This window comes from Exiguobacterium sp. N4-1P, assembly GCF_002214325.1.
This window is the reverse complement of sequence record NZ_CP022236.1, coordinates 1,392,600-1,418,109: the sequence shown is the minus strand read 5'-3', so window position 1 is coordinate 1,418,109 and position 25,510 is coordinate 1,392,600. Positions and strand designations below refer to the sequence as shown.

General features: G+C 46.3%; 25 protein-coding genes. 10 read left to right on the top strand and 15 right to left on the bottom strand.

What is annotated here, in order from left to right:
- Positions 1 to 7: 7 nt before the first annotated feature.
- Both A0126_RS07400 and A0126_RS07395 read right to left on the bottom strand, forming a co-directional pair.
- On the bottom strand, positions 8 to 1,399 hold the full coding sequence (locus tag A0126_RS07400; RefSeq protein WP_157898479.1) for a DUF1565 domain-containing protein: 1,392 nt from the start codon (positions 1,397 to 1,399) through the stop codon (positions 8 to 10).
- Between the two features lie 127 nt (positions 1,400 to 1,526).
- On the bottom strand, positions 1,527 to 2,438 hold the full coding sequence (locus tag A0126_RS07395) for a methyl-accepting chemotaxis protein (RefSeq protein ID WP_088837083.1): 912 nt from the start codon (positions 2,436 to 2,438) through the stop codon (positions 1,527 to 1,529).
- A gap of 356 nt (positions 2,439 to 2,794) precedes the next feature.
- Here A0126_RS07395 and A0126_RS07390 point away from each other — a divergent pair, with 356 nt between their 5' ends.
- Complete coding sequence (locus A0126_RS07390) at positions 2,795 to 3,298, top strand: peroxiredoxin family protein (RefSeq protein ID WP_088837082.1); 504 nt, start codon at positions 2,795 to 2,797, stop codon at positions 3,296 to 3,298.
- Positions 3,299 to 3,589: 291 nt separating this feature from the next.
- Here A0126_RS07390 and manA read toward each other — a convergent pair whose 3' ends face one another.
- The 6 genes from manA to A0126_RS07360 all read right to left on the bottom strand — a co-directional run bounded on the left by manA (position 3,590) and on the right by A0126_RS07360 (position 12,161).
- Entirely contained in the window at positions 3,590 to 4,528 is a 939-nt protein-coding gene (gene manA / locus A0126_RS07385) for a mannose-6-phosphate isomerase, class I (RefSeq protein ID WP_088838487.1), read from the bottom strand.
- Between the two features lie 16 nt (positions 4,529 to 4,544).
- Positions 4,545 to 5,693 (bottom strand): glycerate kinase family protein, encoded by a 1,149-nt coding sequence (locus tag A0126_RS07380; protein ID WP_088837081.1) that lies wholly within the window; start codon positions 5,691 to 5,693, stop codon positions 4,545 to 4,547.
- Between the two features lie 58 nt (positions 5,694 to 5,751).
- Entirely contained in the window at positions 5,752 to 8,370 is a 2,619-nt protein-coding gene (gene mngB / locus A0126_RS07375; RefSeq protein ID WP_088837080.1) for a mannosylglycerate hydrolase, read from the bottom strand.
- 15 nt (positions 8,371 to 8,385) lie between these two features.
- Positions 8,386 to 10,314 (bottom strand): PTS 2-O-a-mannosyl-D-glycerate transporter subunit IIABC, encoded by a 1,929-nt coding sequence (mngA, locus tag A0126_RS07370; protein ID WP_088837079.1) that lies wholly within the window; start codon positions 10,312 to 10,314, stop codon positions 8,386 to 8,388.
- A 132-nt stretch (positions 10,315 to 10,446) separates the two neighbouring features.
- Positions 10,447 to 11,172, bottom strand: a complete 726-nt coding sequence (locus tag A0126_RS07365) for a MurR/RpiR family transcriptional regulator (RefSeq protein WP_088837078.1) — start codon at positions 11,170 to 11,172, stop codon at positions 10,447 to 10,449.
- Between the two features lie 137 nt (positions 11,173 to 11,309).
- Positions 11,310 to 12,161, bottom strand: coding sequence for a YitT family protein (locus A0126_RS07360; protein WP_088837077.1), 852 nt, complete (start codon positions 12,159 to 12,161; stop codon positions 11,310 to 11,312).
- A gap of 179 nt (positions 12,162 to 12,340) precedes the next feature.
- Here A0126_RS07360 and A0126_RS07355 point away from each other — a divergent pair, with 179 nt between their 5' ends.
- Positions 12,341 to 13,018 (top strand): GntR family transcriptional regulator, encoded by a 678-nt coding sequence (locus tag A0126_RS07355; RefSeq protein WP_088837076.1) that lies wholly within the window; start codon positions 12,341 to 12,343, stop codon positions 13,016 to 13,018.
- Positions 13,019 to 13,125: 107 nt separating this feature from the next.
- Here the strand turns inward: A0126_RS07355 and A0126_RS07350 are convergent, their stop codons facing one another.
- Positions 13,126 to 13,554, bottom strand: a complete 429-nt coding sequence (locus A0126_RS07350; protein WP_088837075.1) for an OsmC family protein — start codon at positions 13,552 to 13,554, stop codon at positions 13,126 to 13,128.
- Positions 13,555 to 13,794: 240 nt separating this feature from the next.
- On the opposite strand from A0126_RS07350, the gene A0126_RS07345 reads away from it, so the two are divergent.
- Positions 13,795 to 14,475: a Crp/Fnr family transcriptional regulator gene (locus A0126_RS07345; protein WP_088837074.1), complete on the top strand. Its 681-nt coding sequence runs from the start codon at positions 13,795 to 13,797 to the stop codon at positions 14,473 to 14,475.
- A gap of 96 nt (positions 14,476 to 14,571) precedes the next feature.
- Here the strand turns inward: A0126_RS07345 and A0126_RS07340 are convergent, their stop codons facing one another.
- The 3 genes from A0126_RS07340 to A0126_RS07330 form a co-directional block, all read right to left on the bottom strand.
- Positions 14,572 to 14,955 (bottom strand): ACT domain-containing protein, encoded by a 384-nt coding sequence (locus A0126_RS07340; RefSeq protein ID WP_157898478.1) that lies wholly within the window; start codon positions 14,953 to 14,955, stop codon positions 14,572 to 14,574.
- 84 nt (positions 14,956 to 15,039) lie between these two features.
- Positions 15,040 to 15,435, bottom strand: coding sequence for an OsmC family protein (locus A0126_RS07335; RefSeq protein ID WP_088838483.1), 396 nt, complete (start codon positions 15,433 to 15,435; stop codon positions 15,040 to 15,042).
- 80 nt (positions 15,436 to 15,515) lie between these two features.
- Complete coding sequence (locus A0126_RS07330) at positions 15,516 to 16,136, bottom strand: flavodoxin family protein (RefSeq protein WP_088837073.1); 621 nt, start codon at positions 16,134 to 16,136, stop codon at positions 15,516 to 15,518.
- Positions 16,137 to 16,344: 208 nt separating this feature from the next.
- On the opposite strand from A0126_RS07330, the gene A0126_RS07325 reads away from it, so the two are divergent.
- From A0126_RS07325 to A0126_RS07305, 5 genes are all read left to right on the top strand, one after another.
- On the top strand, positions 16,345 to 18,087 hold the full coding sequence (locus tag A0126_RS07325; RefSeq protein WP_088837072.1) for a methyl-accepting chemotaxis protein: 1,743 nt from the start codon (positions 16,345 to 16,347) through the stop codon (positions 18,085 to 18,087).
- 146 nt (positions 18,088 to 18,233) lie between these two features.
- Positions 18,234 to 18,977 (top strand): alpha/beta hydrolase, encoded by a 744-nt coding sequence (locus A0126_RS07320; protein ID WP_239456888.1) that lies wholly within the window; start codon positions 18,234 to 18,236, stop codon positions 18,975 to 18,977.
- Positions 18,978 to 19,169: 192 nt separating this feature from the next.
- Positions 19,170 to 19,604: a MarR family winged helix-turn-helix transcriptional regulator gene (locus tag A0126_RS07315; RefSeq protein ID WP_088837071.1), complete on the top strand. Its 435-nt coding sequence runs from the start codon at positions 19,170 to 19,172 to the stop codon at positions 19,602 to 19,604.
- A gap of 52 nt (positions 19,605 to 19,656) precedes the next feature.
- The gene (locus A0126_RS07310) at positions 19,657 to 20,640 is read left to right on the top strand and encodes a ring-cleaving dioxygenase (RefSeq protein WP_088837070.1); all 984 of its coding nucleotides are present in this window, start codon (positions 19,657 to 19,659) and stop codon (positions 20,638 to 20,640) included.
- A gap of 34 nt (positions 20,641 to 20,674) precedes the next feature.
- Positions 20,675 to 21,217 carry an NADPH-dependent FMN reductase gene (locus A0126_RS07305; RefSeq protein ID WP_088837069.1) on the top strand — a complete coding sequence of 181 codons (543 nt, stop codon included), beginning with the start codon at positions 20,675 to 20,677 and terminating at the stop codon, positions 21,215 to 21,217.
- A gap of 144 nt (positions 21,218 to 21,361) precedes the next feature.
- On the opposite strand, the gene A0126_RS07300 is transcribed toward A0126_RS07305, so the two are convergent.
- The gene (locus A0126_RS07300) at positions 21,362 to 22,657 is read right to left on the bottom strand and encodes a globin-coupled sensor protein (RefSeq protein ID WP_088837068.1); all 1,296 of its coding nucleotides are present in this window, start codon (positions 22,655 to 22,657) and stop codon (positions 21,362 to 21,364) included.
- Positions 22,658 to 22,885: 228 nt separating this feature from the next.
- Between A0126_RS07300 and A0126_RS07295 the strand changes: the two genes are divergently transcribed.
- Positions 22,886 to 23,539, top strand: a complete 654-nt coding sequence (locus A0126_RS07295) for a homing endonuclease associated repeat-containing protein (protein ID WP_088837067.1) — start codon at positions 22,886 to 22,888, stop codon at positions 23,537 to 23,539.
- A 51-nt stretch (positions 23,540 to 23,590) separates the two neighbouring features.
- On the opposite strand, the gene A0126_RS07290 is transcribed toward A0126_RS07295, so the two are convergent.
- The gene (locus A0126_RS07290) at positions 23,591 to 24,106 is read right to left on the bottom strand and encodes an SRPBCC family protein (protein ID WP_239456887.1); all 516 of its coding nucleotides are present in this window, start codon (positions 24,104 to 24,106) and stop codon (positions 23,591 to 23,593) included.
- On the bottom strand, positions 24,099 to 24,449 hold the full coding sequence (locus A0126_RS07285; RefSeq protein ID WP_088837065.1) for an ArsR/SmtB family transcription factor: 351 nt from the start codon (positions 24,447 to 24,449) through the stop codon (positions 24,099 to 24,101). The genes A0126_RS07290 and A0126_RS07285 overlap by 8 nt, the downstream gene beginning before the upstream one ends.
- 147 nt (positions 24,450 to 24,596) lie before the next feature.
- Between A0126_RS07285 and A0126_RS07280 the strand changes: the two genes are divergently transcribed.
- Positions 24,597 to 25,454, top strand: coding sequence for a LysR family transcriptional regulator (locus A0126_RS07280; protein ID WP_088837064.1), 858 nt, complete (start codon positions 24,597 to 24,599; stop codon positions 25,452 to 25,454).
- Positions 25,455 to 25,510 lie beyond the last annotated feature (56 nt).

The following is a 25,510-nucleotide window of genomic DNA, read 5'->3' as shown; positions in this document are numbered from 1 at the left end:
GATGCGATCATTTACGGAGTTTCAAGACGGGTGAATTTTCTTTTAACCGGAAGTCATAATCCGCGGCATTGACATATAACGGAGCTGTATACAGTGACGTCGCATCAATGACTTGTTTATTAAATGCAGCAAACGACAAGGTGTCCTCTTCCCATATCCAGTCACTCGTCTTGCCGGACTCTTTTTCATAGACGTTGCGTGCGAACTGATTCGTCGAACCGCTCGACACGTAATTGGCGATCATGATGCGTGACGGACCCGCCGTCACAGTATTTTCCTCGAAGCGTGTCGTTTCCACATAGTGCTGGACCAACAGTTGTCCGCCGTCTTCGCCCTTCGTATCGTTCCGGTAAAGGACATTTTGTTGAATCACCGTCTGTCGTGTCCCGCCCCGCTTGCTGTCGTAGCCGCCAATCGCGATGCCCGTGTAGTTGTTTTCATACACTGTATTCCCGACGACGTTAATCTGTTCAGCATATTTTCCGTGATGCTCGGATGTCACTTCGATTCCGATATCACTTCGATAGACGGTATTGTTGATGATGTCGATATTTTTCCCGCCGTCGACGTATATCCCGCCGGCAGCATACGCGTTCCCGTAAGCCGGGTTCCCGTAGGACGAGATGTCGTGGACGATATTGCCGGTGACGATTCCGTCCCGAACGTAATCTGTTCCGCTCGTCGCGACGCCCTCGTGCCCGATCAAATCGATTCCGATGTTATCATTTCGGCTGACCCGGTTCTCTTTGACAGTGAAACGTCGGATGTCCCCGTTTAAAACAATTGATTCACTCGAACCGAGCCGGCAATCTTCGACACGATTTTTTGTAAGCGTGATGTCATGCATCGGTTCTGTCCCGTAGACGGCAATCCCGTGCCCGTTTCCGTCTTTCGATGACGTTTCGATCCGGCGGACGGTGTTTTGCTCGAGCGTCACGTCGTGGCTCGGTCCCGTCAGGTAAATGCCGATAATCGTTTCATCGGCACGCTTCGTTTTGATGTCCTCGATGATGAAGCCGCGAATCGTCACGTAGGCCTTCCCGTCCATCGTGATGAGCGCCGTTGTTCCATCTTGCGACTTGAGTTTTTTCCCGCTTAAGATGACTTCATCATTCCGGTACGGTCGAAAGACGACCGGTTTCGCCTTCGTCCCGCTGTTTTTGACGACGAGCGGTTCCGTGTAGACGCCGGCATGGACATATACGGTCGTCCCTGGTTTCGCTAACGCAGCTGCCTGTTTTAGCGTCCGGACCGGGTTTTTCCGGGATCCGTCTTGTACATCGTCACCGTCCAGTGCGACATGAATTTCATTCGCCCTGAGACTCGGATTGATCCAGACGGTATAAAGAAAAGCCCCTCCTAGCAAGAGAAACAAGAGGAGGATGTAACGATTTTTCACAAGCTTCACGTCCTTTAAAAAACGATCTGACGTGCAATCGTTTCGTCTCTTCTTTTCATTATACTTGATTTTCAGAACGGTCTCCTAAAAAAAATCAGAAGCCGCTTCCTCGCTCCTGACGAATCGTTTAGATAACGGTCGTGAATTTTTTCGAAGTTTGATTCAAGGTCTCGGCCGCATGACTGACTGTATCAAACCGGCTTAACGTCTCTTCCATGACGCGGACGCTTGACGAGGCATCTTCGTTCGCCCGGGTAATCCCGGTTTCAATCCGGCTTAATTCCTTGTTCATGTCATCGGTCGTCGTCCGGACGTTGACGACGGCGAGTTCGACGAGTTTCGAAAGATTTCTGACTTCCATCGCAACGACGTTAAATCCACTCCCGTGTTCACCCGCGCGTGCTGCTTCAATCGAGGCGTTCAAAGACAACAAGTTCGTTTGGGCGGCAATCTCTTTAATCGTCCCCGCGATTTTTGTGATTTCCGACGATTGTGCCTGTAAGTTCGCTAACGTCTGCAAATTGTTTTTGGCATCCGTCGCCATTTTTTCAATCGTTCGCTTCAATTCTTCACTTTCCTGCTTTCCTTGAAGCGAACGCTCATCGAGATGTGTCGCAATTTCTTCGAAGGATGTCGCATATTCTGCAATCGTTTCCTGTCGCGCCGTAATGTCTGACGCAATCTTGACGACGCCGACGACCTGATCATTTTCGTAAATCGGCATATACGTCGCTTCGAGCCAAATCGCATTGCCCCGCGAATCAATCCGCTTGATTTTGTCGGCGGCACTGAAACCGCTCAGTAACTTATTCCAAAGTTCCTGGTAAGCAGGGCTGTTGACGAATTCCGGTGGACAAAACAGATGATGGTGCATCCCAATCATTTCGTCGCGTCGGTATTTCATCGTCTTCGCGAACAGATCATTGACGTCGACGACACGGCGTTGTACGTCAAACCGGATCATGGCGACATTTGTTTTTAAGGCTTCCAGGACATGGGTGGATGAGAGTGTTTTTTCGTTTGAAAGAAATGTAGTCAAGTGGGTGGTCTCCTTAGCTTAAATCTTCTCCCGTGTACAACCGTCAGTTTTATACATGGAGAAGTTTTTTAATAATGTACATAATGGAATGATTGACAATTAATTCTAAATATTAATAGTAAGAATTAAAGATAAATGGTAAAAAAAAGATTTGGGTCATTTTTACATAAAATTCTTTATCCTCATATACTATACGTATTAAGTAATTATATCCTGATTTATCAGGTTTTAAACTTTTTTCCGAATTAAATCATGATTTAAATTTAAAAGACGTTTTGTAAGCAGAGTTACAGCCTTTCTGCTACAGATGGTGTAAGGTAATAAGTAGATTTAACATTAAGGAGGAATAGAATACAATGAGTGCATTTCAACTAGGTACACATATTCCATCATTTACGCTCCCTTCTACAACAGGTGAAGATTATCACTATCCTTCATCGAAAAAACAAGACAACAATTGGCAGCTAATCATCTTCTTTAGAGGGGCATGGTGTCCTGTTTGTGTCGCAGATTTAAAGGAACTTGAAGAAAATAAAGGCTTTTTTGATAAACATGGCGTCGATCTCATTACGATTGCGACGGATCAATTAAAAAATTTGTCGGAAATGACTTCAAAAGAGCAACTGTCCTTCCCTGTGCTCTCCGATGAAGAGCTGAAGGTCCTTAAAGACTTTGACGTCTATTACCACGGTGAAGATTCACCTTATGAGGATCATGGATTACATGGTGAGCCGGCTTATTTCCTTGTTGATGAAACAGGATCTCTTCTTTATCAGCAACGGCAAACTAGCCCGTTTGGTCGTCCTACTGCTACTGAACTTCGTAAAATCATTACGTACATTAAGAAGAACTTAAAATGATAAAAAAATAAATGGGTGAACGCTTATTTCATTCACTCCAATGAAAAATGTATCCAACAAAAACCAGGCTGCCCTTACACGGATAAAATACTGTGTAAGGGCAGCCTGATTAACTTGTTGATTTCTAAAACTCCGACTAGCTGGACTCCGAAATTAAACTCACGTTCATCCTCCCCCTAAGGAGTGGACTTTCTCGTTCACAAATCCTGTAATGTGTGAAACTAACCGACATTAAAGTCTGAATATTCAGTCAATTATTCACGTTATTATCTTGAAAGACTCCAGTTATATTCATCGAACTTCCACATCACTCATGATGAATTCAAACGTTCCCATACAATTGCGGGGAGCTTGTCCCTGCGGAATAATGAAATGATCTCCCGCTTGAACCGGTACATTTTCAATCTCTCCGTGCCCGTTTAAAATTGTGATCGTACGGAAACGTTCAAGTGGCTTAAGGACAAACCCGTCTTTTACTTTGACGTGATATACGTTGAATTCCGGAACTTTAATAAGCGTCGTGATCTCTGCGTTTGTCACTTGCTTCGTCTCTGTTCGTCCGTAAAACGTAACATCGGGTGTTGTAATGACATTAAACGCTTGTTCAAGGTGCAAAACTCTTTTTTCTCCAACATCATCAATACGGTCGAAATCATACAGCCGGTAGGTCGTATCAGAAGATTGTTGTGTCTCGAGAACCACAATGCCTTTTCCAATCGCATGGATCGTTCCGCTCGGTACAAAAATAAAATCGCCCGCTTTGACACGTTGTGTCCGCAACAAGGTACTCCATTCAGCTTGTTCGATTGACTCTCGCAACGCTTCTTTCGTTCGGGCAGTATGACCTAAAATGATTTCCGCATCTTTTTCTGCTTCGATGACATACCAGCATTCCGTTTTTCCGTATGCTTCACCCTCCAGCTCAAAAGCTTGTTCATCACTCGGATGGACCTGAACCGACAGATCTTTTTCTGCATCGAGAATCTTCACTAATAGTGGGAATTCCGCTAATGTGTAGTCGCCGAACAATTCCCGTTCCTCAGACCATAACCGTTCTATTGAGTAGCCGGCATAGTGTCCTGTTTCAATGATGCTCATTCCATTGGGATGACCCGAAATCCCCCAACATTCGCCGATTGGACCGTCAGGAATTTCATAGTTAAAACGTGAGGCGAGCTTTCGTCCCCCCCATATCCGTTCTTGAAATACAGGTGTACATTTTAAAATCATTTTCGGCTTCATCCTTTCATCTCATCGTCATCCATAGTGCATATAGATTGGCCGCCGTGTACTTCAGAGTGTCATATGCTTTTTTAGGCTGCATCATCTCCTCTAGCGCGACCGGTTGTTGTGTAATCGAAAACGCAGCTGTGATCCCTGCTGTCCTTATGTGTTCAATCTGTGCGTCGACACTTCCGCCTAATAAAATAACGGGGATGCCGAACCGGTGTCCGAATTGCCCGATTGCTTGCGGCAATTTCCCTTGAAACGTCTGTCCGTCAATTTTTCCTTCACCTGAAAAAATAAACGCATAGTCCGCTACTTGCGCCATGACCCCTGTTTCCTCCAAAATCAGTTCAGCACCGCGTTTTAATTCAGCCTGTAAGAGCGACGAACAAGCACCTCCTAATCCACCGGCGGCACCTGCTCCTTGAATAGATTGAACATCTATTCCAGTATGTTCCGTAATTACTTTTGCTACATGGATGAGACGGTCATTCAGCTCGACAACATCACGCTCGGATGCCCCTTTTTGGGGACCGTATACATATGCAGCTCCAGTTGGACCGTAGAAAACATTATCGACATCACAAATGATTGTGAATTGACAATCTTCGAGAGCAGGGTGAACCCGTGTCTCATCGATGGACGCCAAAGAAGTAAGTTCTTGCATCTCTGTAATTTCCGTCCCGTCCTGTGCCAGAAATCGGTACCCCAATGCCTGAAGCATGCCGACCCCTGCATCAGTCGTCGCCGAACCGCCGAGTCCTAAGTAAATCCGCCGTGCTCCTGACGACAGGGCATCTGTAATTAATTGTCCGACCCCGAACGATGTCGCAGTTAGCGGATTCCGTTCTTCCTTTTTCAGTTGTGGTAATCCACAAGCAGATGCGACTTCGATCACGGCACGTTTTGTCTTTTTGTTATGACCATATACGGCTTCAGTCGGACGGCCGTTTGCATCATGCACAGTAACTTTCCGTCTCGTTAAATTAAAGGGGCCAGTCAAGGCAGCGACCGTTCCTTCGCCGCCATCTGCCACCTCGATCGATTGTATGGATTGATTCGGATTGATTTGACGAATTCCTTCCATGACCGCCCCGTTTGCCTGAGCTGAACTTAAACTTCCTTTAAAAGAGTCCATTGCGACTAAAATGGTTTGTCGTTCTTGCATTCGTCAGCCCTCCTGTCGTTTTACAGACCTTCAAATCCGACCATGGTCTGACGGTTAATTATCTTTTAATAAGAATTGTTTTTACCTGGTTCGGTGCGACCTCATAAGATTTGTCTTGTACCGCTGACGTGATTTCAACTGGATGTGCTTCGTTTAAATTGACTTCATGGAACGTTCCCGTTTGGTTTGATTTAAATCGAACAGATCGGCTGGTCGTCGTCGGATTGAAGACACGAAGAATGAGTCCTTCCCCTTGCTCTGCTTTTTTCAACGTACTCATGATAATCCCCGTCGATTCGAGTTCGAATAACGAATACGATACCGGCAAATGGAGTCCGGTCGGATTTAAACGCATCGCATCGTGCGGGATTTTATTGTAAGCAACAGTCGGTGATAAGTGACGCTTAGCGCAAACGGCCAGTTCTTCTTCTTTGCGGAGTGAAACGAGACCGAAATCAAAGCTGTATGTTCCGATCATCTGCGAATCCGGTGTCGCTAATTTGATTCCTGACGGACGACCCGGGCGGCGTACGAGCTCTTCTTTTCCGAGTACACCTACGCTACGGAACAGCGTAACTGCAAGCGTTGGTCGAGCTCCTGCAATGACCTCATATTCCCGTGAGCTGTTCGTGATTAAACCGAGTCCGTTCTCTGTCTCATCATCCTTTAGCCCAACATACGATAACATCGGGAAGATACCGTCTGGTCGTTCATTCCATTGTTCCTCTTCCCACACACGGAGCGCATCATCGACGAAGGGGCGGTGTATTACACCAAACTGATTATCTGAAAATGTTTGCCGGGTGTTTACTTCTGCCGGAATCAACAAACGTAAACGGTGGTCCTTCGCGTTGTTCGTAATCGTCACATTAAAGGCAATAACAGGATCGTCATGCTTTAAGACGATTTCAAGCGCGACCGTCATCTCTTTCGTCCGTTTGCCTTGCTTCCGCTCTTCTAAATCTGCCGGTACAGCGAAGCGGTGATCAATTCGGATCATTACCCGATAATTTGTTTGTGTGACTTCGATTGTCGGGCGATCCGTTTCTGTCGTAATACTCACATCATGAAGCAGGGGCGAATAATCATATTCATCTCCATCGTCCCCACTGTCCTCAAGCAGGAAGAGATCGCGGTACGTCCGATTCGACTGTTTATCTGTCACATCAAGTGTACCGTTCGACTGAATTACTACGTGATACAGCGCTGTGTCACATTCCGTTATACCTGTTTCCGCCTGCGGCAACGCGTCCGGAGTCGCACTCTCTTCAACAACGAAAAGTGTTTCATAACTCAAGGCCGGAAGTGTGATATCAAGTTCAATTGTGTAACGATAAAACGGATCATAGTTTCCATAGTGGACGATTTGGCGGTCAATCAGCCCCGGATCGATGACTGCTTTTTTCATCAACTGATAAGGAACAGGCTGCCCTGCTTCCGTTTCCAGACGGATATTTTCAAATTTACTGATGATTTCCGTCGTCGTTGTGGTCGTTTCCTGACTCGCATTCAAATTAAAGAAGGTTAACCGGTCTTCCGTTCGCTCCGTCGCAATCGAATCGACAATCTTTCTTTTATAGAATGAAATCAATTGATCGGTTTTTTCGTTTGCAATGAAAAAACGGTTGTAAATTTCTTGATGGACTTTATCGGAGCAGCAACATCCGATGCTATCATGGGCATGATTTTTCATGATTTCTTTCCAAATCAATTCGACTAGCCCGTGATGGTATTCAATCCCAAGTGAATAGGCAAGGCTCATTAACGGTTCTAATGTATTCGTCAGCTTGTTTTCGATTTGAGTATTCATCGCTTTGATGTCCATCCGTGTCGAATAGATGCTACGGTGAACACGCATATATTTCCCATCTAAAAACTCTCCTGAAATGGTCGGCAGATTAAGTTGTTGCTCCAGTTGATCAAATAAATCTTCGTATCGACTCAAGAAAAACTCGCGTTCCGGATACAGACGATGTAGTTGTTCGATGACTTCCGTAATGTTTTGCTGGAGCGGCATTTGATCATGACCATTCGGTAACAGCAGATGATCTCCGGTCGCACCCTTATCGAGGACAGGCAAATATTTATCCATTCGCTTTCTTAGTGCCGTTTCTTCAGTCGGTAAATATTTACCGATTGCATAGCCGAGCGGCATCAGCTGGACGAGTACATTGGAACCGTCCGCTGAATTCCAGTTGAATTCAGTTTTGTTCGTTCCATGCCGTTCCGACGTTCCTCGCCAGAAAATCGAGCGTTCGATATCGAATCCGTTCAAAATCATCGGCATTTGTGCCGACTGCCCGAACGAATCCGGTAAATAACCAATCTTCATATGGGGACCAAATTCACCTGAATCTTTAATGCCGTACAATAAGTTTCTGACAATCGACTCCCCGCCTACAATCATTTCGTCTGTTTGGGTATACCAAGGTCCAATAATCAATTTTCCTGATTGAACTAGCTGTTTTATCCGTGACCGGTTCTCCGGCTTTACCGCAAGATAATCTTCGAGGATTGATGTTTGTCCATCTAAAACGTAATATGGATAATTTTCATCCGTTTCAAGCCTTTCCATGATTTCTTCTAAATTATTGACTAATAAGATGCGTGATTCTTCGGTCGAGAAGTACCATTCCCGATCCCAGTGCATATGTGGTACGACATGAACATTTTTCATTGTTTCCAGCTCCCTTTAAGCAACATTTTTCAGTGCATCCTGATGCTTTTTATTTTTATGTTTTCGAGTGAGAAGGAGAAGGACCATCGAAATGAACGCTCCAACCAATGCCGCACCAAGCCATACTGATGCCGCAAGTACGAGGGGTTGTCCCTGAAGTAATGCCAACGAAAAGATACCTGCTCCCGGTACGTTCAGACCGATTCCGAAATAGGCCACAATCGCTCCCGTCACGGCGGATCCTGCGACTAATGAGGGAATGACACGGAGGGGATCATTAATCATGAAAGGAATCGCCCCTTCCGTAATCCCTGCTAAACCGAGTAACCAGGTTTGTTTTCCAATTTCCCGTTCTTCTTTAGTGAACGCCTCTTTGCCTAGGCGGGTTGCACCGGTTACGGCAAACGCTGATACCATCTTGACTGAAGCAAATGTGGCATACGGGATTAAATTTCCGCTCGCCATCGCTCCGATACAAAATGTATACGCCGCTTTATTGATTGGTCCACCGAGATCAAACGAAACCATCGCACCAATGATTGCCCCGAGTAATAAAGCATTAGCCCCCTCTAATCCATCCAGCCAAGAAATCAGTCCTGTATTTAAATACGCTAACGGACGACCGACGACAAATAACATGATTGACCCGACGACAAGTGTTCCGACGACCGGATAAAACCAAAAACTGATAAACCCGGCAAATGTACCCTTCGGTTTAACTTTTTGCTTTAAGAATTTGAGGAAATATCCGGCAAGTAAGCCTCCGAGCATTCCACCTAAGAAGCCACTACCGATTAAGTTGGCTGCGACTCCGGCAGCAAATCCAGGTCCTAGAGCAGGCTTATCAGCAATCGAATACGCCATGTATGCAGCTAAAATCGGAATCATTAACTGACCGAGCAGGGCTCCCCCTAATTGACGCAGTAACCATAACCACGAACCTTCTTCCGCATAGAGCGCCTGTAAATCAAACAGTTGGGAGATGAAGACGGCGACGGCAAGCGTCATCCCTCCGGCAACGATAACCGGAATGATATGCGAGATACCTGTCAGCAATGACGCTTTCACTTCGCTTTTCCAATTCGTCGGCTCCTCATCCGCTTCATCCGCCATCCGGTCAGCATCAGACTTCACATTTTCACTTTTCGTCAAAGCTTTTTCCAGGAGATCCTTTGCACTACGAAGCGGGGCAGCGACTGATGTTTTTATAGACGGAATGCCTTTAAAACGTGCTTCGTCCTTTACCGCGACGTCAACTGCAAAGATGACGGCATCTGCCTGCTGTAAATCTTTGGCTGCATGTCGGTCTTCGATTCCGTTTGCGCCTTGTTTTTCAACCTTCACTTCGATGCCAAGTTCGCGACCGGCCTTAATCAATGCTTCGGCTGCCATGTACGTATGCGCAATCCCTGCCGGACATGCTGTAACTGCCAGTACTAACTTTCCAGACGAAGGAACTTCTGCTGTTGAGTCCGTCTTTTCATCGACAGAGGCGTCTAAGGCTGCCAGTAAGTCTTCTGCTGAACGCGATTGAAGGAGGCGGTTTTTGTAGTCTTCGTTTGAAAGACGGGTTACAAATTCAGCCAATAGTGTCAAATGGGTTGATCCCGCTTCCGCTGAAGGAATCGCCAGCAGGATGACCAGCTCCACCTTGTTTGCCGGATCAATGCTTTCCCAGTCCGTTATCGGTTTTGTCAACGTCGCAATCGCAAATGATGCTTCTCTGACACTATCTGACTTACCATGGGGAATCGCAAGCCCCCCTTCAAATCCTGTCGGTGACAGTCCCTCCCGAGCGATGACTGCTTCATAAAATGCTTCTTCCGATGAAATTTTACCGGCTTCGGCGAGTTCGTGAATTAAAAAGCGAATCGCTTGATCTTTTGAATCAAATGTCTGTTGAACATGTAAAAGTGAGGTTGATGTATTCGCTTGCAACAACATGTTTGTAACCCCTTTCATTTTTACTTTTAATGAATTACCTGTAGTGTATCAACAAAAAAAGAAGAAGCTTGATTCTTCTTCTTCTTTCACATCCTTTTCTTTTGTAAGGGTTTTCATGTGTATAAATACACATCACTTGTGATTTTTCCAATACTGTTCTAACAGATGACGCAACAAGTAAAAAATCGGAGTCGGGTTTGTAATGTTGTGATGTAATAAGCGTTCAGGGGGCGAATAAAAATAGAGGCGGTAATCGGCATAGTTCACGAGGCTGTTATGCGTAAAGTGGGTGATACTGACAATCGGAATGTTTTTCTCTTTTGCCCGCCCTGCCAGTTCAATGACGGCTTCACTCTCGCCAGAAACGGATATCAAAAGAAGTAAGTCCTTCGGTGTCATCGCTTCTAGTTCCGTGATTGTCGTATGACGGTGAAGATAAAACTCACATTTTTTATTAACGACTCGATACCCTTGCACCAAGTATTCGCAATAGGTGACAGAGTCTCCAATACCGTATACGAGTACGCGACGGGCTTGTTCGAGTAAATGATGAACTTGCTCGACATGTACTTCATCGATGAGTTCTTTCGTCTTTTTTAATACGTCACCCGGCACATCTTCTTCATTTGCTTCAAGTTCATGCTTGATTGCATTTTTCATGTGCGAAAAACCGTCATAGCCTAATTTTTTAGCTAACCGGACGATTGTATTCGGGACTGTAAAAGATTCTTCCGCAATCGCCTGAATCGACATGCGTGTTACGTTCGTAAAATGATCGTTGATATATGAAATAATCTGATCGTCTGTATCGTTCAGGTGATATTCATACTTTTGAATCCGTTCCTTAAAAGTCAACATATACCCCACTCCTGCCGCAACGTTTAACCGTTTAATTGTCTACCAATTAAACAGTATACAAAAGCTCGAGTCAAAACAACAGTCACTTCAAGGACAGACCCTTTAACCGGTTTCAGCGAATTCCTTTTAATGAACGTTCACGCACGCTGGAATGCCTTCTCTTCATGACTTCCGTATATTTCCTTGGTCTGCGTAATCGTTAAATAGGCAGTGGAGTCCGTTGCCAACACAAAACGCTTTAATTTCGTGACGTCCGGTGACATCAAATGCACCGTGATTACATGTTGCTTCGCCTTCGAAGAATTCGTATTAACGACATGAACCGTTGCCGGTGCCTTTAATTCCTGTAGAATAAAGGACTGGATATGTTCAAATTGATGACTGATGATGACAACTTCACTATGCTGCTTTAATTTCTGTAGCAAAGTATCGATTAGGACCCCATTGAGAAATACACCAAATACAGCATACATTCCCTTCTCAATTCCAAATAGCATACTGGACACAAGCGCAATGCTTAAATCAAATAAAAGTACAGCTACTCCAATTCGTACACCACTCCATTTATTCAATATCATCGCTAAAATATCTGTTCCGCCGGTCGAAGCATTATGACTAAAAATCAATGCCATCCCGTATGCATTAATCGAAAAACCAAATACTAGCTGGATGAATAAATCATTTCCTACCGGTTGACGGATTGGTGCATACAAATCGAGCATATACACAAACAAAGATAATACCAGACTTGCATAGACTGTTTTAAAACCGAAAGTAAACCCTAAGAAAGCAAAACCGATACAAAAAATAAAAACGTTCAATCCTATCATGAGCACACCTAACGACAAGTTCGGCAGAAATTCGTGGATGATAACGGAAAGCCCTGAAACCCCGCCGGCCGCGACCGAATTTGGTACTAGGATAAAGTGAATATTAAAGGCCACCATCAAAAGCCCGGCATGTAATTGCAGTACATGTTTTTTTTGCATTTTTTTGCTCTCCTTTGTAGTAGAACTAAATTGTAGTACAATTTAGTTCTACTACATAAAACCTGTTTTGTCTATTGCTTTTTTCAGTTATAAAAACCATTCGATTTTTCAGAAAGAATCGACCGGGAAAAATGCTAAAATAAAATAAGAGACAATTCAATGGACGGAGGAACGTTTTCATGAAAACTGTAAAACCCATCGAAACGATTATTATTGAAAAAATTAAACGAGCTATCCTCAATCGGGAATTTGCTCCCGGTATGCAACTTACTGAATCCGTCATCGCCGAGAAACTTGAGACAAGCAGGACGCCCGTCCGGAACGCTTTTAAGAAACTCGAACTTGATGGATACATCGTCTTGAAACCGAATCGCGGAGCTTATGTGATTCAACCGACCGTAAATGACATCATTCAGGCGTTTGAACTCCGGATTGAATTAGAAGGTGTCGCCGTAAAATTTGGTCTCGCGAATGTCGAACAGAAGGATCTTGACTATTTAAAGCAACTCATCGAAAAAGAACTGGACGCCTACACTCATGAAGATTTAACCGAATATACGAGCATCAACAAAAAATTTCATATGCTACTCGCCGAAAAAAGTCAGAACCGGTATGTCATTGAATTTTTAAGTCGGATCATTGATCAAATCGACGTCTATTTAATGATGTACAATGTCATTGATTATAAAAGTAAAAGAAATAACAAGAGCCTTAAGGAGCATCTCGAGATCATCACAGCGATTGAATCCCGTCAGGTTGATCTTGTTACCGATGCCCTGCAACGCCATTTACACCAGACATTAGACTCTATTAAGTCAATAACGGAACCTTACCAGTCGCTTGAAGATATGTTCTAAAAAAAACGCAACGCATCCATTTCCCGACGACTCGGAAGTGAACGCGTTGCGTGTGACAGATTACATATTATATTGATGCTGCAGTTAAGAATAGTTCATTTATTCGTTTACGCTTTTGTCCAGTTTGGCACCATTTCAACATTTGCAGCGACCATAGTCGTGTAGACTGGGCAACGTGAATCCACAATGTGTTGCAATTCTTGTACACGTTCTTCGGATTCACTTGTTAAGACTTTTGCATTGACTGTGATGCGTTCGAAATAGGGACGAACTGATGCATCCCCCATCATACCGCGTGGATCCAGCGTGCCTTCCACTTCAAATTCAATTCCTTGCAGATCGAAGTTGATTTCTTTTGCGACGAAGTTAGCAATCGCATTTTCGCAACCTGTCAAAGCAACAAGCAGTGTTGCAAGTGGATTTGCACCTTCATCTGTTCCGCCCATTTTCGCCGGCTCATCGATGATGACTTTATGACCGTGTGAAACGCCTTCTGTATACATACCTTTTGATACTGCTGTAATTTTTTCAACCATTTGTAATCTCTCCTCATACACTTTTTTGTTGGTTTCTTTACCACACGCATACCGTACCACGCAGTCTTTTCTCTCTCCAAGACGAATGCTTACGCGTGTAAGCCAGCTTACACTTTCGGCGATTACCTGTTCATGTTTGCTGCTGATTCGAAACTATCTGTTTAGAAAATCTATGAAAACCAGTTATAGTGAAAAGACAATCCTCATCTTGATGAAGAGATGACCAAAAGGAGTAATAACATGGATAAACTTAAGCTTTTGTCGCAAATCAGCTTGTTTGAAGAACTTCCGACGAACGAATTGCAACTTATTAATGACGCAAGTGAAATGGTCCAGTTGAAACGGGGCGACGTTATCCTCTCGCCGCATCAACGGCAAGACGCACTATTTTTTCTAAAAGAAGGACAAGTTCGTTTGTATCGGATGAATAAACAAGGCAAGCAATTCACAGTTGATGTTTTAGTTGGTGGCAACACGTTCGGAGAAACGGCAACACTATCGTTGACGGACGACGACATATATGCAGAAGCCATGACAGATACGTGCCTTTGTATCATGCCAACTGATCAGTTCGAAACATTCATCGAAAGTAATCCAAAAATTGCGATGAAATTGATTCAAGTCTTGTCAAATCGACTAAAGGATGTCTACTCCTTCAGTGAGCACCTCGCGCTAAATGATGTGAAATACCGAATCGTTTATTTGTTGCTGAAGCTGAGTGAAAAATCGGGCACGCGACACAAACAGTGGCAATCAATCGATTTGAAACTTACCCACACTGACATCGCACAAATGATCGGTTCCACAAGAGAGACAACGAGCCTCATTCTGAATCAGTTAAAAAAAGAGGAAGTGCTCAAAAAAGAGCTCTACTTCGCGATTGATGCCAATCGTGCAAGTGAGCTTCTCAACCAATTTTAATTTTTTAAGTACGGCCTACTAATTACGCCAACTAAAAACGGTCATTGCCCGAATCTTTTTTCGAGAAATGACCGTTTTTTAGGTTTAAGCACAAGTTCAAACAATCTGATGGCCATCTGCCCGGAACAGTTCAACCGTTCGCTCGAGCGTGACATCTTTTACGAGAATATAGTCCGTATCATATGTGGATAAAGCAAAGATACTGATTTCATGTGCTGCAAGTGGACGAATCAGCTTGGATAAAATACCCGTCAATGCAAAATCAAGTGGACCTTCGACCTTGATTGCCCGAAATCCGGACTCGATTTTTAAGTATGTCTCGTCTGTCGGAATACTGGATGTCTCGCAGACGACCGATAGCTCATCACGTGTTTTCATGATGTTCCAAAATGATCCACTCTGAAAGATCCATTCTGGTAGTGTGGCTTCAACCGCATAGCGAACGACCGATAATTCTTCTGGTAAGACTGTTAAGTTCAATTGTTTATCCCCCTCTTATCTTAGATGTCATAAGAATACCCCCGAATCTTAGCCTTGTACAGGTCTAGATTTCGGAGGTGTTTTTTACGCTTTCGTCCAATTCGCGACAAGTGTGACGTCCGCTGCGACGAGTGTCGTCGAAATCGGACAACGGGCATCGACGATTTTTTGCAATTCCTGGACCCGTTCTTCCGTTTCCGATGTCGTGACCTTCGCATGGACCGTGACCCGCTTGAATTGTGTCCGGACAGACGGGTCACCCATCATGCCGCGCGGGTCAATCGAACCTTCGACTTCAAAGTCGATTCCTTGTAAATCAAACTCAATCTCTTTTGCGACGAAGTTCGCGACCGCATTTTCACAACCGACGAGGGCGACGAGTAGCGTCGCAAGAGGATTCGCGCCTTGATCTCCACCACCCATGCTTTCCGGTTCATCAATCCGGATCGTATGAATCCCTGCCTGACCTTCCGTGTGCATCCCTTTTGAGACTGCTGTCACTTTTTCGATCACAATCAACCGCTCCTTTTAATCGTTTAGTTTTTCAATATGAAAGTAGATTATTCAACGACGTTGCCTTCAGCCGGGATCGGGTGAGCTTGCAGCAGCTTCGCGAAATGCATCAAGTTGTAGGCCATGACTTTCGCATGCCCTTGCGTGAACGCGTTGTTTTTTCCATTTGCTTCAATGAAGGACGGACCCGGTCCCGCTTCGCCAACCCAGTACGTATCGACGTTCGGCGGAATCGTAAAGCCGATATGTGATAATCCGTAAAGGATCGACGCCGATGCATGCTTCGCCCCGTCCTCGTTCCCCGTGACGATGACTCCCCCGACTTTGTTGTAATACATGTATTGCCCTTTCTCATTTGTTAACCCGCTGCCGCCATACAACCGTTCAATGACTTGCGTCGCGATGCTGCTCTTCTCACCGAGCCAAAGTGGTGTCCCGATGACGACGATGTCAGCAGCCTTTACCTTTTCAAAAATTACCGGCCACTCGTCCCCGTCTCCCTCGTCAGTCGTCACGCCATAGGCGACGTTATAATCGACGACGCGAACGATTTCCGACTCGATGTCAAAGTCTTGATAATAAGCAATCACTTCGTTGATTAAGGCTTCCGTATTCGATAATTCATCTGACGATTTTAATGAACAATTTAAAAATAAAGCTTTTGTCATAAGTCTCAACTCCCTTATTGTCTAGCATTCACGTACTTTTTTATAATTCCTTTGTTTTTGATTTGTCAAACCTGACCGTCCTGCATTTTAAACCGTCACAACTTCTCCATTCAAAAAAATTGAACTTTTATTTTAAAACATCGAAAAAATAATTTTCAGACCGATAGTATATATATCACCAACTAGAAATCCACCAGGAGGTCCATCTATGACTGAAGCAAGAACCCATTCCATTCGTACACGTTTGTTACTGATCATCAGCTCCATCCTCATCATTTTTTTCCTCTTTAGTAGTGCCGCCCTTTATTACAACACGAACCAAACAGCGGTTTCGACGCTTAAAAAAACAGCGGAACAAGACGCTCTTCGCATCGCAAAAACATTCGACACGGCTGCCTACGCTGAATTTTTGAGCAATCCGACCGCTTCCGAGAATTATGAAACGCTTCGTGAATCGCTCGATACGTTACGTCAGCAAAACGGTTTACTGTATGCCTATACGGCAACGATCGACCAAAATAAAGTCAATTTGTTGATTGACGGTCTACCGAAAGCAGAAGCCGCAGCCATTAATGACCCGGCGACAGGTGCCGTCGCGCAGGACATGAAACACGTTTTGAACGGTGAGACCCATACGACGGACGTGATTGATGATCCGGAATACGGACAATACGTCAGCGTCTATGTACCGCTGAAAGATGCCTCGAACACAATCATCGGCATATTAGGTGTCGATATCGCTGCAAAAGACGTCGATGCGCTGTCGACAACTTTACTCAAACAAAACCTACCGCTCTTCATCGGTTTATTACTGATTTTACTTGCACTCACCTTAGCTGCCTTGTACTATATGCTCGGACGGAAGCTGAAACCGCTCGAGACGCTCCAAGCCGTCTCGGAAAACATCGCGGCCGGGCAACTTCGGCAGGCGGATACACAACTGACCCAGCTCGAAATCAAATCGCATGATGAGATTTATTCGCTCGCCCACTCGATTAAACAGATGAACGACATGTTACGGACGATGATCACCGACATCTCGCAGACGTCACTTCTCGTCCATGAGACGAGTCAATCGATCGACGACAGTACAACGGAAGTCCTCGACGGTTCAACACAAATCGCACAGACGATGACCGAAATCGCGACCGGGACCGAAAGTCAGACCCACGTCACGTTATCATTGACGGATGAAATGGATGCATTCTCGCGATTAATCGGGGCGACTTCGACGGAAGGTGAACAGGTCCAGATGACGGTAGCTGAGATGCGTGACATGACAGACGCCGGACGTTCCCAAATGGAACGGTCGGTCAGTCGGATGGAAACGATCCATCAACAAGTTTACGCTTCAACAGACCAAATCCAGCACCTGAAACGACAATCGACGGAAGTCCAAGCGCTCGTCACAATCATTCGCGACATCGCCGCGCAGACGAATCTGCTTGCACTGAACGCCGCGATTGAGGCAGCACGTGCCGGAGAACAAGGAAAAGGCTTTGCTGTCGTCGCGTCCGAAGTCAAAAAACTGTCGAACCATGTCGCAAGCAGTGTTAACGAAATCGCGGCAATCGTCCAAAGCGTCCAGGAAAATACGCAGCAGATGGAAAGCACCTTTGCCTTGACGCTGCAGGAAACGGTGTCCGGACAAACGGATATTAAAGAGACGGATGCTTCGTTCCGTCACCTCGCTGAACATGTCACAAGCGTCGCCTCGTCGATGGCACAAATGACCGATCAGATGACACAAGTCACCCGGTCGGAACAAACCATCCGCAGTGCCTTGCACGAAATCGCCACGGTCGCAGAGGGACATACCGCAAGCAATGAGGAAGTCGCAGCCGCTTCTGAACAAATGATTGCGACGATTACGGGCCTGCATACGCTTGTCGAGACCTTGAACACAACATCCCGTCACCTGGAAGATCAAACGAACAAATTTTCCTTATAATGAAAACCGCGCAGAGCCCAAATGGGATACACTTGAAAAAGTGAACCGTTTGGATTTTTCTATTGTTAGACGCCACTCGCCGGTACTGCGCAATCATGATTGGATTACCGTAAAATCAAATCGACACCTAGAAAGTGAGGCATCTTATGGTCATCAAACTATCACCGCTCAAACCCGTCTATTATGAAGGAGGTGAACGCGCCGTTCTCCTCTTACACTCGTTTACAAGTAGTCCGAACGACATGAAACCGCTCGGACGTTATTTGCAGCAAAATCAGTATTCGTGTTACACCCCGGTACTTAGTGGTCATAGTCTGCCGGCAGAAGACCTTCTGACCTATGGACCAGCCGACTGGTGGCAGGATGCACTCGACGCTTATCAACTGTTGCAGGACAAAGGATTTGAAAAAATCGCCGTCGTCGGTATTTCGCTTGGCGGTGTCCTTGCGTTAAAACTGGGACAGGAATTGCAGGTCAACGGTGTTGTAACACTGTCTGTGCCGATGTACAAGAAAGCCGGTTCCTTGCAAAAACGGCTGCTATATTATGCCCGACGCTATAAACAGATTGAAGGGAAAGAGGAGCAGCAAATCGAGTCAGAAATGGAAGCGCTCCGGCATCTCCCCGTTGATTCATTGGTCGATTTTGAACAGCTCGTCAACCAAACACGGGACAACTTGGTGCAAATCGATTCGCCGATTCGCATCCTGTACGGAGAATTAGACACGCCCCTGTACAAAGAAAGTGCCGAGGAGATTTTTAACCGCGTGGCGTCAGATCAAAAATCAATTAAGGGGTTTGCCCAATCAAAACACTTGATGACGTTAGGTCAGGACAGAAACGACATCAATGAAGAGATTCTTACCTTCTTAAACGAGCTGACGTGGTAGAAGACAGGCACGGAAAAGCAAGTTCAAATTGTTTTAAGGCATCCTGTACGCTACAGGATGCCTCTTTTTATATCGTCAGCATGCAGAGAATCAAACTAATTGACGACGTAATCAATAGATGTTATATTTATCTCGAATTAAAGATATTAGAATTACAGATATTCGAATTAAAGATAAATGGAGGTGAACGACATGGAACAGCCGAATCCGAACTTAAAAGCATTGACCGTCATGGTTCGGGCCGTCGATGCGCTTCATGAAGTCATCAAAAAGGATGTAGCCAAGTCTGGCTTGAATCCGACCGATTTTTCCGTACTCGAGTTGCTGTACCATAAAGGAAGGCAACCGATTCAACTGATCGGTAAAAAAGTCTTGATTACGAGCAGCAGCATCACCTATGTCATCAATAAGCTTGAAAAAAAGAATTACGTCGTCCGGCAGGCGTGTCCGACTGATCGGCGCGTGACATTTGCCGAACTGACCACAGAAGGCCGAGAATTAATGGACACGATTTTTCCGGAACATGAGAAAACAATCAATCAGGTGTTCGAAGGAATTGACCCGTCTGACATCGAAGCGTTGATTAACACCGCTAAAAAAGTCGGCTATCAGGCACAAAACCATTAATTTTTTTAATAGATATCTCGAATTCGAGATAATAATCAAAGGAGCGATTTTCATGAATGAATTAAAAGGAATCCACCACGTCACGGCGATCACAAGCAGTGCCGAGAAAAACTATGCGTTCTTCACAAATGTCTTAGGGATGCGTCTCGTCAAGAAGACCGTCAACCAGGATGACATTCAGACCTATCATCTATTTTTTGCCGACGACAAAGGGTCAGCCGGGACGGATATGACATTCTTTGATTTCCCCGGCATCCCAAAAGGAACACACGGTACAAATGAAATCTTTAAAACTGCTTTTCGCGTCCCGACGGATGCAGCGCTTGACTACTGGATTAAACGGTTTGATAAATATGACGTCAAGCATCGCGGCATCAAGGAACAGTTCGGGAAACAGACGCTCTCGTTCGTCGATTTCGACGACCAGCAGTACATGCTGATTTCAGACGAGTTGAACGAAGGCATCGCCTCCGGAACCCCGTGGCAAAACGGGCCCGTTCCATTAGAATTCGCGATTACCGGTTTAGGTCCGATTCACATCCGGATCGCGGAATTCGACCGGTTAAAAGACGTCTTGGAAAAAGCGATGCTGATGCGGGAAATCGATCAAGCCGGTTCCCTGCATTTGTTTGAAATGGGTCAAGGCGGAAACGGCGCCCAGGTCATCGTCGAGCATAACCTGTTACTGCCGAGTGGACGTCAAGGGTTCGGCACCGTCCACCACGTCGCGTTCCGCGTCGAAGACACGGCTGCCTTAACTGAATGGATCGAGCGGATGCAACAGTTACAATTCAACACATCCGGCTACGTCGACCGGTTCTTCTTCGAATCCCTGTATGCACGGGTCGCCCGCGGTGTCTTGTTCGAATGGGCGACAGACGGTCCCGGCTTCCTAGGCGATGAGCCGTACGAAACGGTCGGAGAAAAGTTATCCTTGCCACCATTCCTCGAATCCCAACGGCTACAGATTGAACAAATGGTCCGTCCGATTGATACCGTCCGAAGCACACGGACGATTGAAAAAGAATATCTTTAAGAAGGAAACACTACTTCAAGAGGAGGAAACGATCATGACAAAATTAAACATCGGCATCATCTTAGGCTCAACACGGGAAGGCCGTTTAAGTCCGCAGGTAGGCAGCTGGGTCAAACAACTGGCCGACCAACGCGGCGACGCCAACTATACGATCATCGACATCGCCGAGTACAAATTACCGCTGCTTGGTGAAAAGGACGGCGACGCAACAGGAGCAGCCGCCTGGTCTGAAGCAATTGCGGCGCAAGATGGGTTTGTCTTCATCACCCAGGAGTACAACCACTCAATCTCCGCTTCCTTAAAAAATGCCCTTGATTACCTCCGGGTCGAGTGGCATAACAAAGCGGCAGGGATCGTCTCCTACGGCTCAGTCGGCGGTGCGCGTGCGGCAGAACATTTGCGCGGCATCTTAGGTGAATTGATGGTTGCCGATGTCCGGGTCCACCCCGCTTTATCATTGTTCACGGATTTTGAAAATGGAGCTGTGTTAAAGGCGGCATCCGTCCAGGAAACTTCCGTGAACCAAATGCTTGACCAGGTCATCCCGTGGGCGACGGCCTTAAAAACGATTCGCTGAGCACCGCATCGTGGTGAAACACCTATGCAAGCGCACTAAAAAAGCGACTCCGGCACGATACCGAAGTCACCTGATTGCTACTCTTTTATAGACGTAAGGCGTAGTTCCGAAGCGGGAGCTACGCCTTTTAGTTCGCAACTTCCGTCATAACGTCGTTGCGACTTCCTGCAGGTCATCCGCCGTCTCGGCAATTGATTCTGCGACGGTCCGCATTCCTTCGATTGTGCCGGCGACATCCTGGGTATCGCTCGACAAGTCGACGAGTTGTTTTGAGACATGGATCGTCTGATTCGAAATCATCGTGAAGGCCGAGACGACACGCGCCATTTCATTCGTCGTCTGCGTGACTGACTGTTCCGTTCCCGCCATCTGACTCGAGACCGTCATCATTTTCGACGTGATTTCCTGCGCGATATCGGACGCTTCCGCGGCTGACCGTTTGCTTTCTTCCGCTAACTTGCGGATTTCCTGGGCAACGACGGTAAAACCGCGCCCCATCTCGCCGGCGCGTGCCGCTTCGATGGAAGCATTCAGACTCAATAAATTCGTCTGATCGGAAATTGCTGTTACCATCGCGGCGATCCGCTCGATTTCTTGCGACAAGAAGGCGAGCTGGGCGACCTGTTCCGTCGTCGCCTTCATGTCCGTGACGACGGCTTCGAAGCGTTGTGTCTCTGCTTCGACCAACTTGACACCATCTTCCGCCTCTTTGACGGCTTCTGCCAACTGACTTGAGATTTTCTCCGTCGTCATCGAAACGTTGTTCGCATGCCGCTCCATCTCCTGGAAACTTGCAGATGATTCTTCACTCATCGCCGCCAGTTCCTCGGTTGATTTTTGGACGGCGGCACCGACACGCTGTTTCGTCTCCAGCACACCTTGACGTTCCTCGTCGACAGTCGCTTCATACATCGTCAAAACGATTTGTTGTTCGAGATTGAATAACTTCCCGACAGAACGCAACATTTTCATCTTTTCGAGCTCCGGCCAAGTACTTCGTTCGACGTGTCCGCTAAAGACGTTTAATACATTCTGAAAAGCGGCGATGTACCACTTATTATGTAGGCCGATCTGAACATGACGCATGGCAATCCGTTGCCGTACCGCAATATAATCTGTCGTCACTTTACCTTCGAACATTTGTAAAATGTGCGTCGCAAGCGTCCCTTTTAACCGCTCAAGTGTCGAGTGCCGTTCAATCAGTTGCTTGAGTTCCGGCACACGGACGAGTTCTGCATAAAAGGCATCGACCATCTGTGGCATCCAGTCTTTAACGTCATCACGGATGACCCGGACGTTTTGTAAATCCTCGACCGTTAAATCAATCAATCGGAGTTGTTTCACTAAATCTGTCCCGAGTTCGAGCTCGACTTCGCTTGCGACCGACGCACGCGCTTTCTCAAAGTCGTTTCCTTGTCGGTTCGCTGACCACCATTTCATCATCCATTCCCCCAGTCATTCGTTCCCTCCCTACTATCGGTTCATTTTCCAGATATTAAACGCTTTCAACACACTTTTTTCTTTTCTAGAACAAAATCATATGGATGATCGGCTTATCGTAGTCGTTGATTAATTATTTCCTTATCTTACGGTTTTGTTAGTTAACGAACCCGTGACGAACTGCTACACTAGATTTAAGTTTTTCACCACTTTAAGGGAGACTCCGCTATGCGAAAGACCACTCACGCACTTCAACCCGATTTGACGGACTATCAAAAAATTATCCGCTTGATTCAAGGACTCCATCATATTCACCCAGAGCCGATGAGAGCAGCACATTATCAAAAGCTCGCTGCCTATCTTCCCTACCCGCCACTCGAAGAACTCGAACAGCGTTTTGACTCCTGGACGAATTTATTGCAGGAAGCGGGTGTTATCACGGAAGGACAACTGACACCGGCAGAACTGTCGACATTGAACCGACCAAAACCAGGAACAGGACCAAAAAAGCGCTGGACGGTGGAACAAAGCATCGCTCATTACGTCGAAACATACGGAACGCGCGTGACGATTAAACGCTATTCCGACTTACGCGAGACCGAGCGTCGCATGGTCAGCAGCAATACGATCATCCGCCATTACGGGACGTGGAAAAATGCGTTGGAACAGTTTGCTTTGTCCTCAAACGGCTGTTTTACGAACGAAGACTGTCTCAATGGATTACGGCAAGCCGCGGACGAACTAGGTGATCGTTTGACGAGTCAGACGTATGCACGGTGGGCGCGCGAACACCATGCGCCTTCATTAACATTATTGATTGAACGGTTTTCGAGTTGGCGGGAAGCCGTCCGGTATTATGAAGCTCATGATTTCGAAGCGTGACGACCGTAAAAAAAGGACCATCCCGCTCGAGGATCGTCCTTCTTCGACTTATCATGTGTTTACGTTGACAGCTAACCAGTGGTCAAGCCGTTCTAATTGTGACGTGAACCCTTCTTTCATTCCCATCTCAAGAACTTGACGGACGGCTTCCGCTGACCCGAAATCAGACCGGAAGATGACCCGCGTCTTTCCGTCAAGCGCTTCGAATGTCGTCTCATTTTCGCTTCCTGGTAAGGTTTCAGAAATCGTTCCTGCCTCGTCGGAAAAATAATCGGCATGGGCATAACGGACCGGGGCGTCGATACTCCGGAAGATTGCTTTCCCCCATGACTCCATCCCGTAAAAGTCTCCTTGTGCCGGATCCTGACACCGCATGCAGTAATGCCAAATGCCGTTCGGGACGAACTCGAACTGCTTGATTTCCGTCTCCCAGCCGGCTGGTCCCCACCATGCCTCGAGGTGATCTTTTTCTGTGAAAGCAGAAAAGACCAGGTCACGCGGTGCATCAAACGTCCACTCCATGATTAAGGTTGATCCGTCAAGCGTCGTTTTCAACTTTTCAGTCATCATCCGTCACTCCTTCAGTTGGTTTTTCCTGCAGCTCTAAAAGATACGATTCAAGGCGTAACATCCGTTCCTCGACTTGTTGTTCGAATGATTGGCTCCACGCCGTCAGCTTAAAAAAAGTTTCCGGACGCAAATGATAGATCCGCCGATTACCGAGCGGTTTTACCTGAACGATCTCAGCATCATGTAGCGTCCGCAAGTGCTTCGAGACTTGCGGTTGATTTAAACTCAATCGCTCCGCAATCTCTCCGACCGTCAACGGTCCCCGTTTCAACAAGTCGACGATCGCAAGACGGTTTGCGTCTGCTAAGGCGACGATGATCTGTAACATCGGTTCTGTCATGGCTGTCACCTCTTCTATATCTTCTATATACCCAAAAAGGAATATTCCAAAAGAGGAATATATAAATTTGAGCGAATTGATTGTCGCCACGAGCGGTTCTGCTGTATCGTCAATCACAGTGAACGACGAAGAAAGCGTGGGATTTCAATGAAAACGGAATGGTTGGAAGCATTTCAGATGACGGCTGAAACAAAAAGTTTGACGAAAGCGAGTGAGCTGTTACATCTGACACAACCGGCACTCAGTAAACAGATTAAGAATTTAGAACACGATCTCGGTACAAACGTCTTTCACCGCTCGGCGACGGGGGTCGCTTTGACGCCAGCCGGCGAAATCGTTTATGCTCAAGCCTTACAGATTTTGTCGCAACTGAGCGACATGCAACGGCAAATCGACCAATTGCAGGGTCAGGTTACGTTCACACTCGGGTCATGGCCGAGTGTCGCGATGTCCTACTTGCCGCAACACTTGGCGCTCCATCCGTCGGCAAACGGTCCGGAACTCAAAATCAAGACGGCCCATACGTATGTCGAATTGATGGCAGGACTCGAGCAACACCATTACGACGGTGTCCTGCTCGACGACCGGAAAATCGACCATCCGTATCCGTCGACGCATCTTTATACGGAACAGTTTTTACTCTATTTCCACCGTGAAGATGAACGGTTTACGGGGTGCGACGACGTCCGGTTCGACCAGATTGAGGCTGCTTCGTTTCTGTCGTTACCGACCGACTGCGACTCGACGAACATCTTAAAGGCGGCGTTCCAGGAGCGCGGTGCCACTTATACGGCTGCTTCCGAAATGGAGTTCGGGTCAAGCGTGCTCGGTTTCATCCGTGCTAAGCTCGGGATTGCCATCTTACCGGAGATTTTCCAGGACGGGCTTCCCCCGGAAATCCGGACATTGCCGATTACAGGGTTCGATGTCAAACGTGAATTATCGCTTCTGACGCGTGACGCGACGCATCACAAGACATTGCTCGGTTTGATTGGTCATGACTAAAACGGATGATCCACTATACGAAAACAAAGCTCGAGTTCCCGTTGTGCTTCGGGAAG

Bases quoted from the DNA above. Each gene is read 5' to 3' on its own strand.
- mngA (WP_088837079.1), bottom strand. From the start codon at position 10,314: ATGTTGTTGCAAGCGAATACATCAACCTCACTTTTACATGTTCAACAG.
- A0126_RS07355 (WP_088837076.1), top strand. From the start codon at position 12,341: ATGAAAACTGTAAAACCCATCGAAACGATTATTATTGAAAAAATTAAA.
- A0126_RS07365 (WP_088837078.1), bottom strand. From the start codon at position 11,172: ATGTTGACTTTTAAGGAACGGATTCAAAAGTATGAATATCACCTGAAC.
- manA (WP_088838487.1), bottom strand. From the start codon at position 4,528: ATGATTTTAAAATGTACACCTGTATTTCAAGAACGGATATGGGGGGGA.
- A0126_RS07335 (WP_088838483.1), bottom strand. From the start codon at position 15,435: ATGCACACGGAAGGTCAGGCAGGGATTCATACGATCCGGATTGATGAA.
- A0126_RS07285 (WP_088837065.1), bottom strand. From the start codon at position 24,449: ATGACAGAACCGATGTTACAGATCATCGTCGCCTTAGCAGACGCAAAC.
- mngB (WP_088837080.1), bottom strand. From the start codon at position 8,370: ATGAAAAATGTTCATGTCGTACCACATATGCACTGGGATCGGGAATGG.
- A0126_RS07380 (WP_088837081.1), bottom strand. From the start codon at position 5,693: ATGCAAGAACGACAAACCATTTTAGTCGCAATGGACTCTTTTAAAGGA.
- A0126_RS07280 (WP_088837064.1), top strand. From the start codon at position 24,597: ATGAAAACGGAATGGTTGGAAGCATTTCAGATGACGGCTGAAACAAAA.
- A0126_RS07390 (WP_088837082.1), top strand. From the start codon at position 2,795: ATGAGTGCATTTCAACTAGGTACACATATTCCATCATTTACGCTCCCT.
- A0126_RS07330 (WP_088837073.1), bottom strand. From the start codon at position 16,136: ATGACAAAAGCTTTATTTTTAAATTGTTCATTAAAATCGTCAGATGAA.
- A0126_RS07315 (WP_088837071.1), top strand. From the start codon at position 19,170: ATGGAACAGCCGAATCCGAACTTAAAAGCATTGACCGTCATGGTTCGG.
- A0126_RS07345 (WP_088837074.1), top strand. From the start codon at position 13,795: ATGGATAAACTTAAGCTTTTGTCGCAAATCAGCTTGTTTGAAGAACTT.
- A0126_RS07300 (WP_088837068.1), bottom strand. From the start codon at position 22,657: ATGAAATGGTGGTCAGCGAACCGACAAGGAAACGACTTTGAGAAAGCG.
- A0126_RS07305 (WP_088837069.1), top strand. From the start codon at position 20,675: ATGACAAAATTAAACATCGGCATCATCTTAGGCTCAACACGGGAAGGC.
- A0126_RS07350 (WP_088837075.1), bottom strand. From the start codon at position 13,554: ATGGTTGAAAAAATTACAGCAGTATCAAAAGGTATGTATACAGAAGGC.
- A0126_RS07290 (WP_239456887.1), bottom strand. From the start codon at position 24,106: ATGACTGAAAAGTTGAAAACGACGCTTGACGGATCAACCTTAATCATG.
- A0126_RS07320 (WP_239456888.1), top strand. From the start codon at position 18,234: ATGGTCATCAAACTATCACCGCTCAAACCCGTCTATTATGAAGGAGGT.
- A0126_RS07360 (WP_088837077.1), bottom strand. From the start codon at position 12,161: ATGCAAAAAAAACATGTACTGCAATTACATGCCGGGCTTTTGATGGTG.
- A0126_RS07325 (WP_088837072.1), top strand. From the start codon at position 16,345: ATGACTGAAGCAAGAACCCATTCCATTCGTACACGTTTGTTACTGATC.
- A0126_RS07295 (WP_088837067.1), top strand. From the start codon at position 22,886: ATGCGAAAGACCACTCACGCACTTCAACCCGATTTGACGGACTATCAA.
- A0126_RS07310 (WP_088837070.1), top strand. From the start codon at position 19,657: ATGAATGAATTAAAAGGAATCCACCACGTCACGGCGATCACAAGCAGT.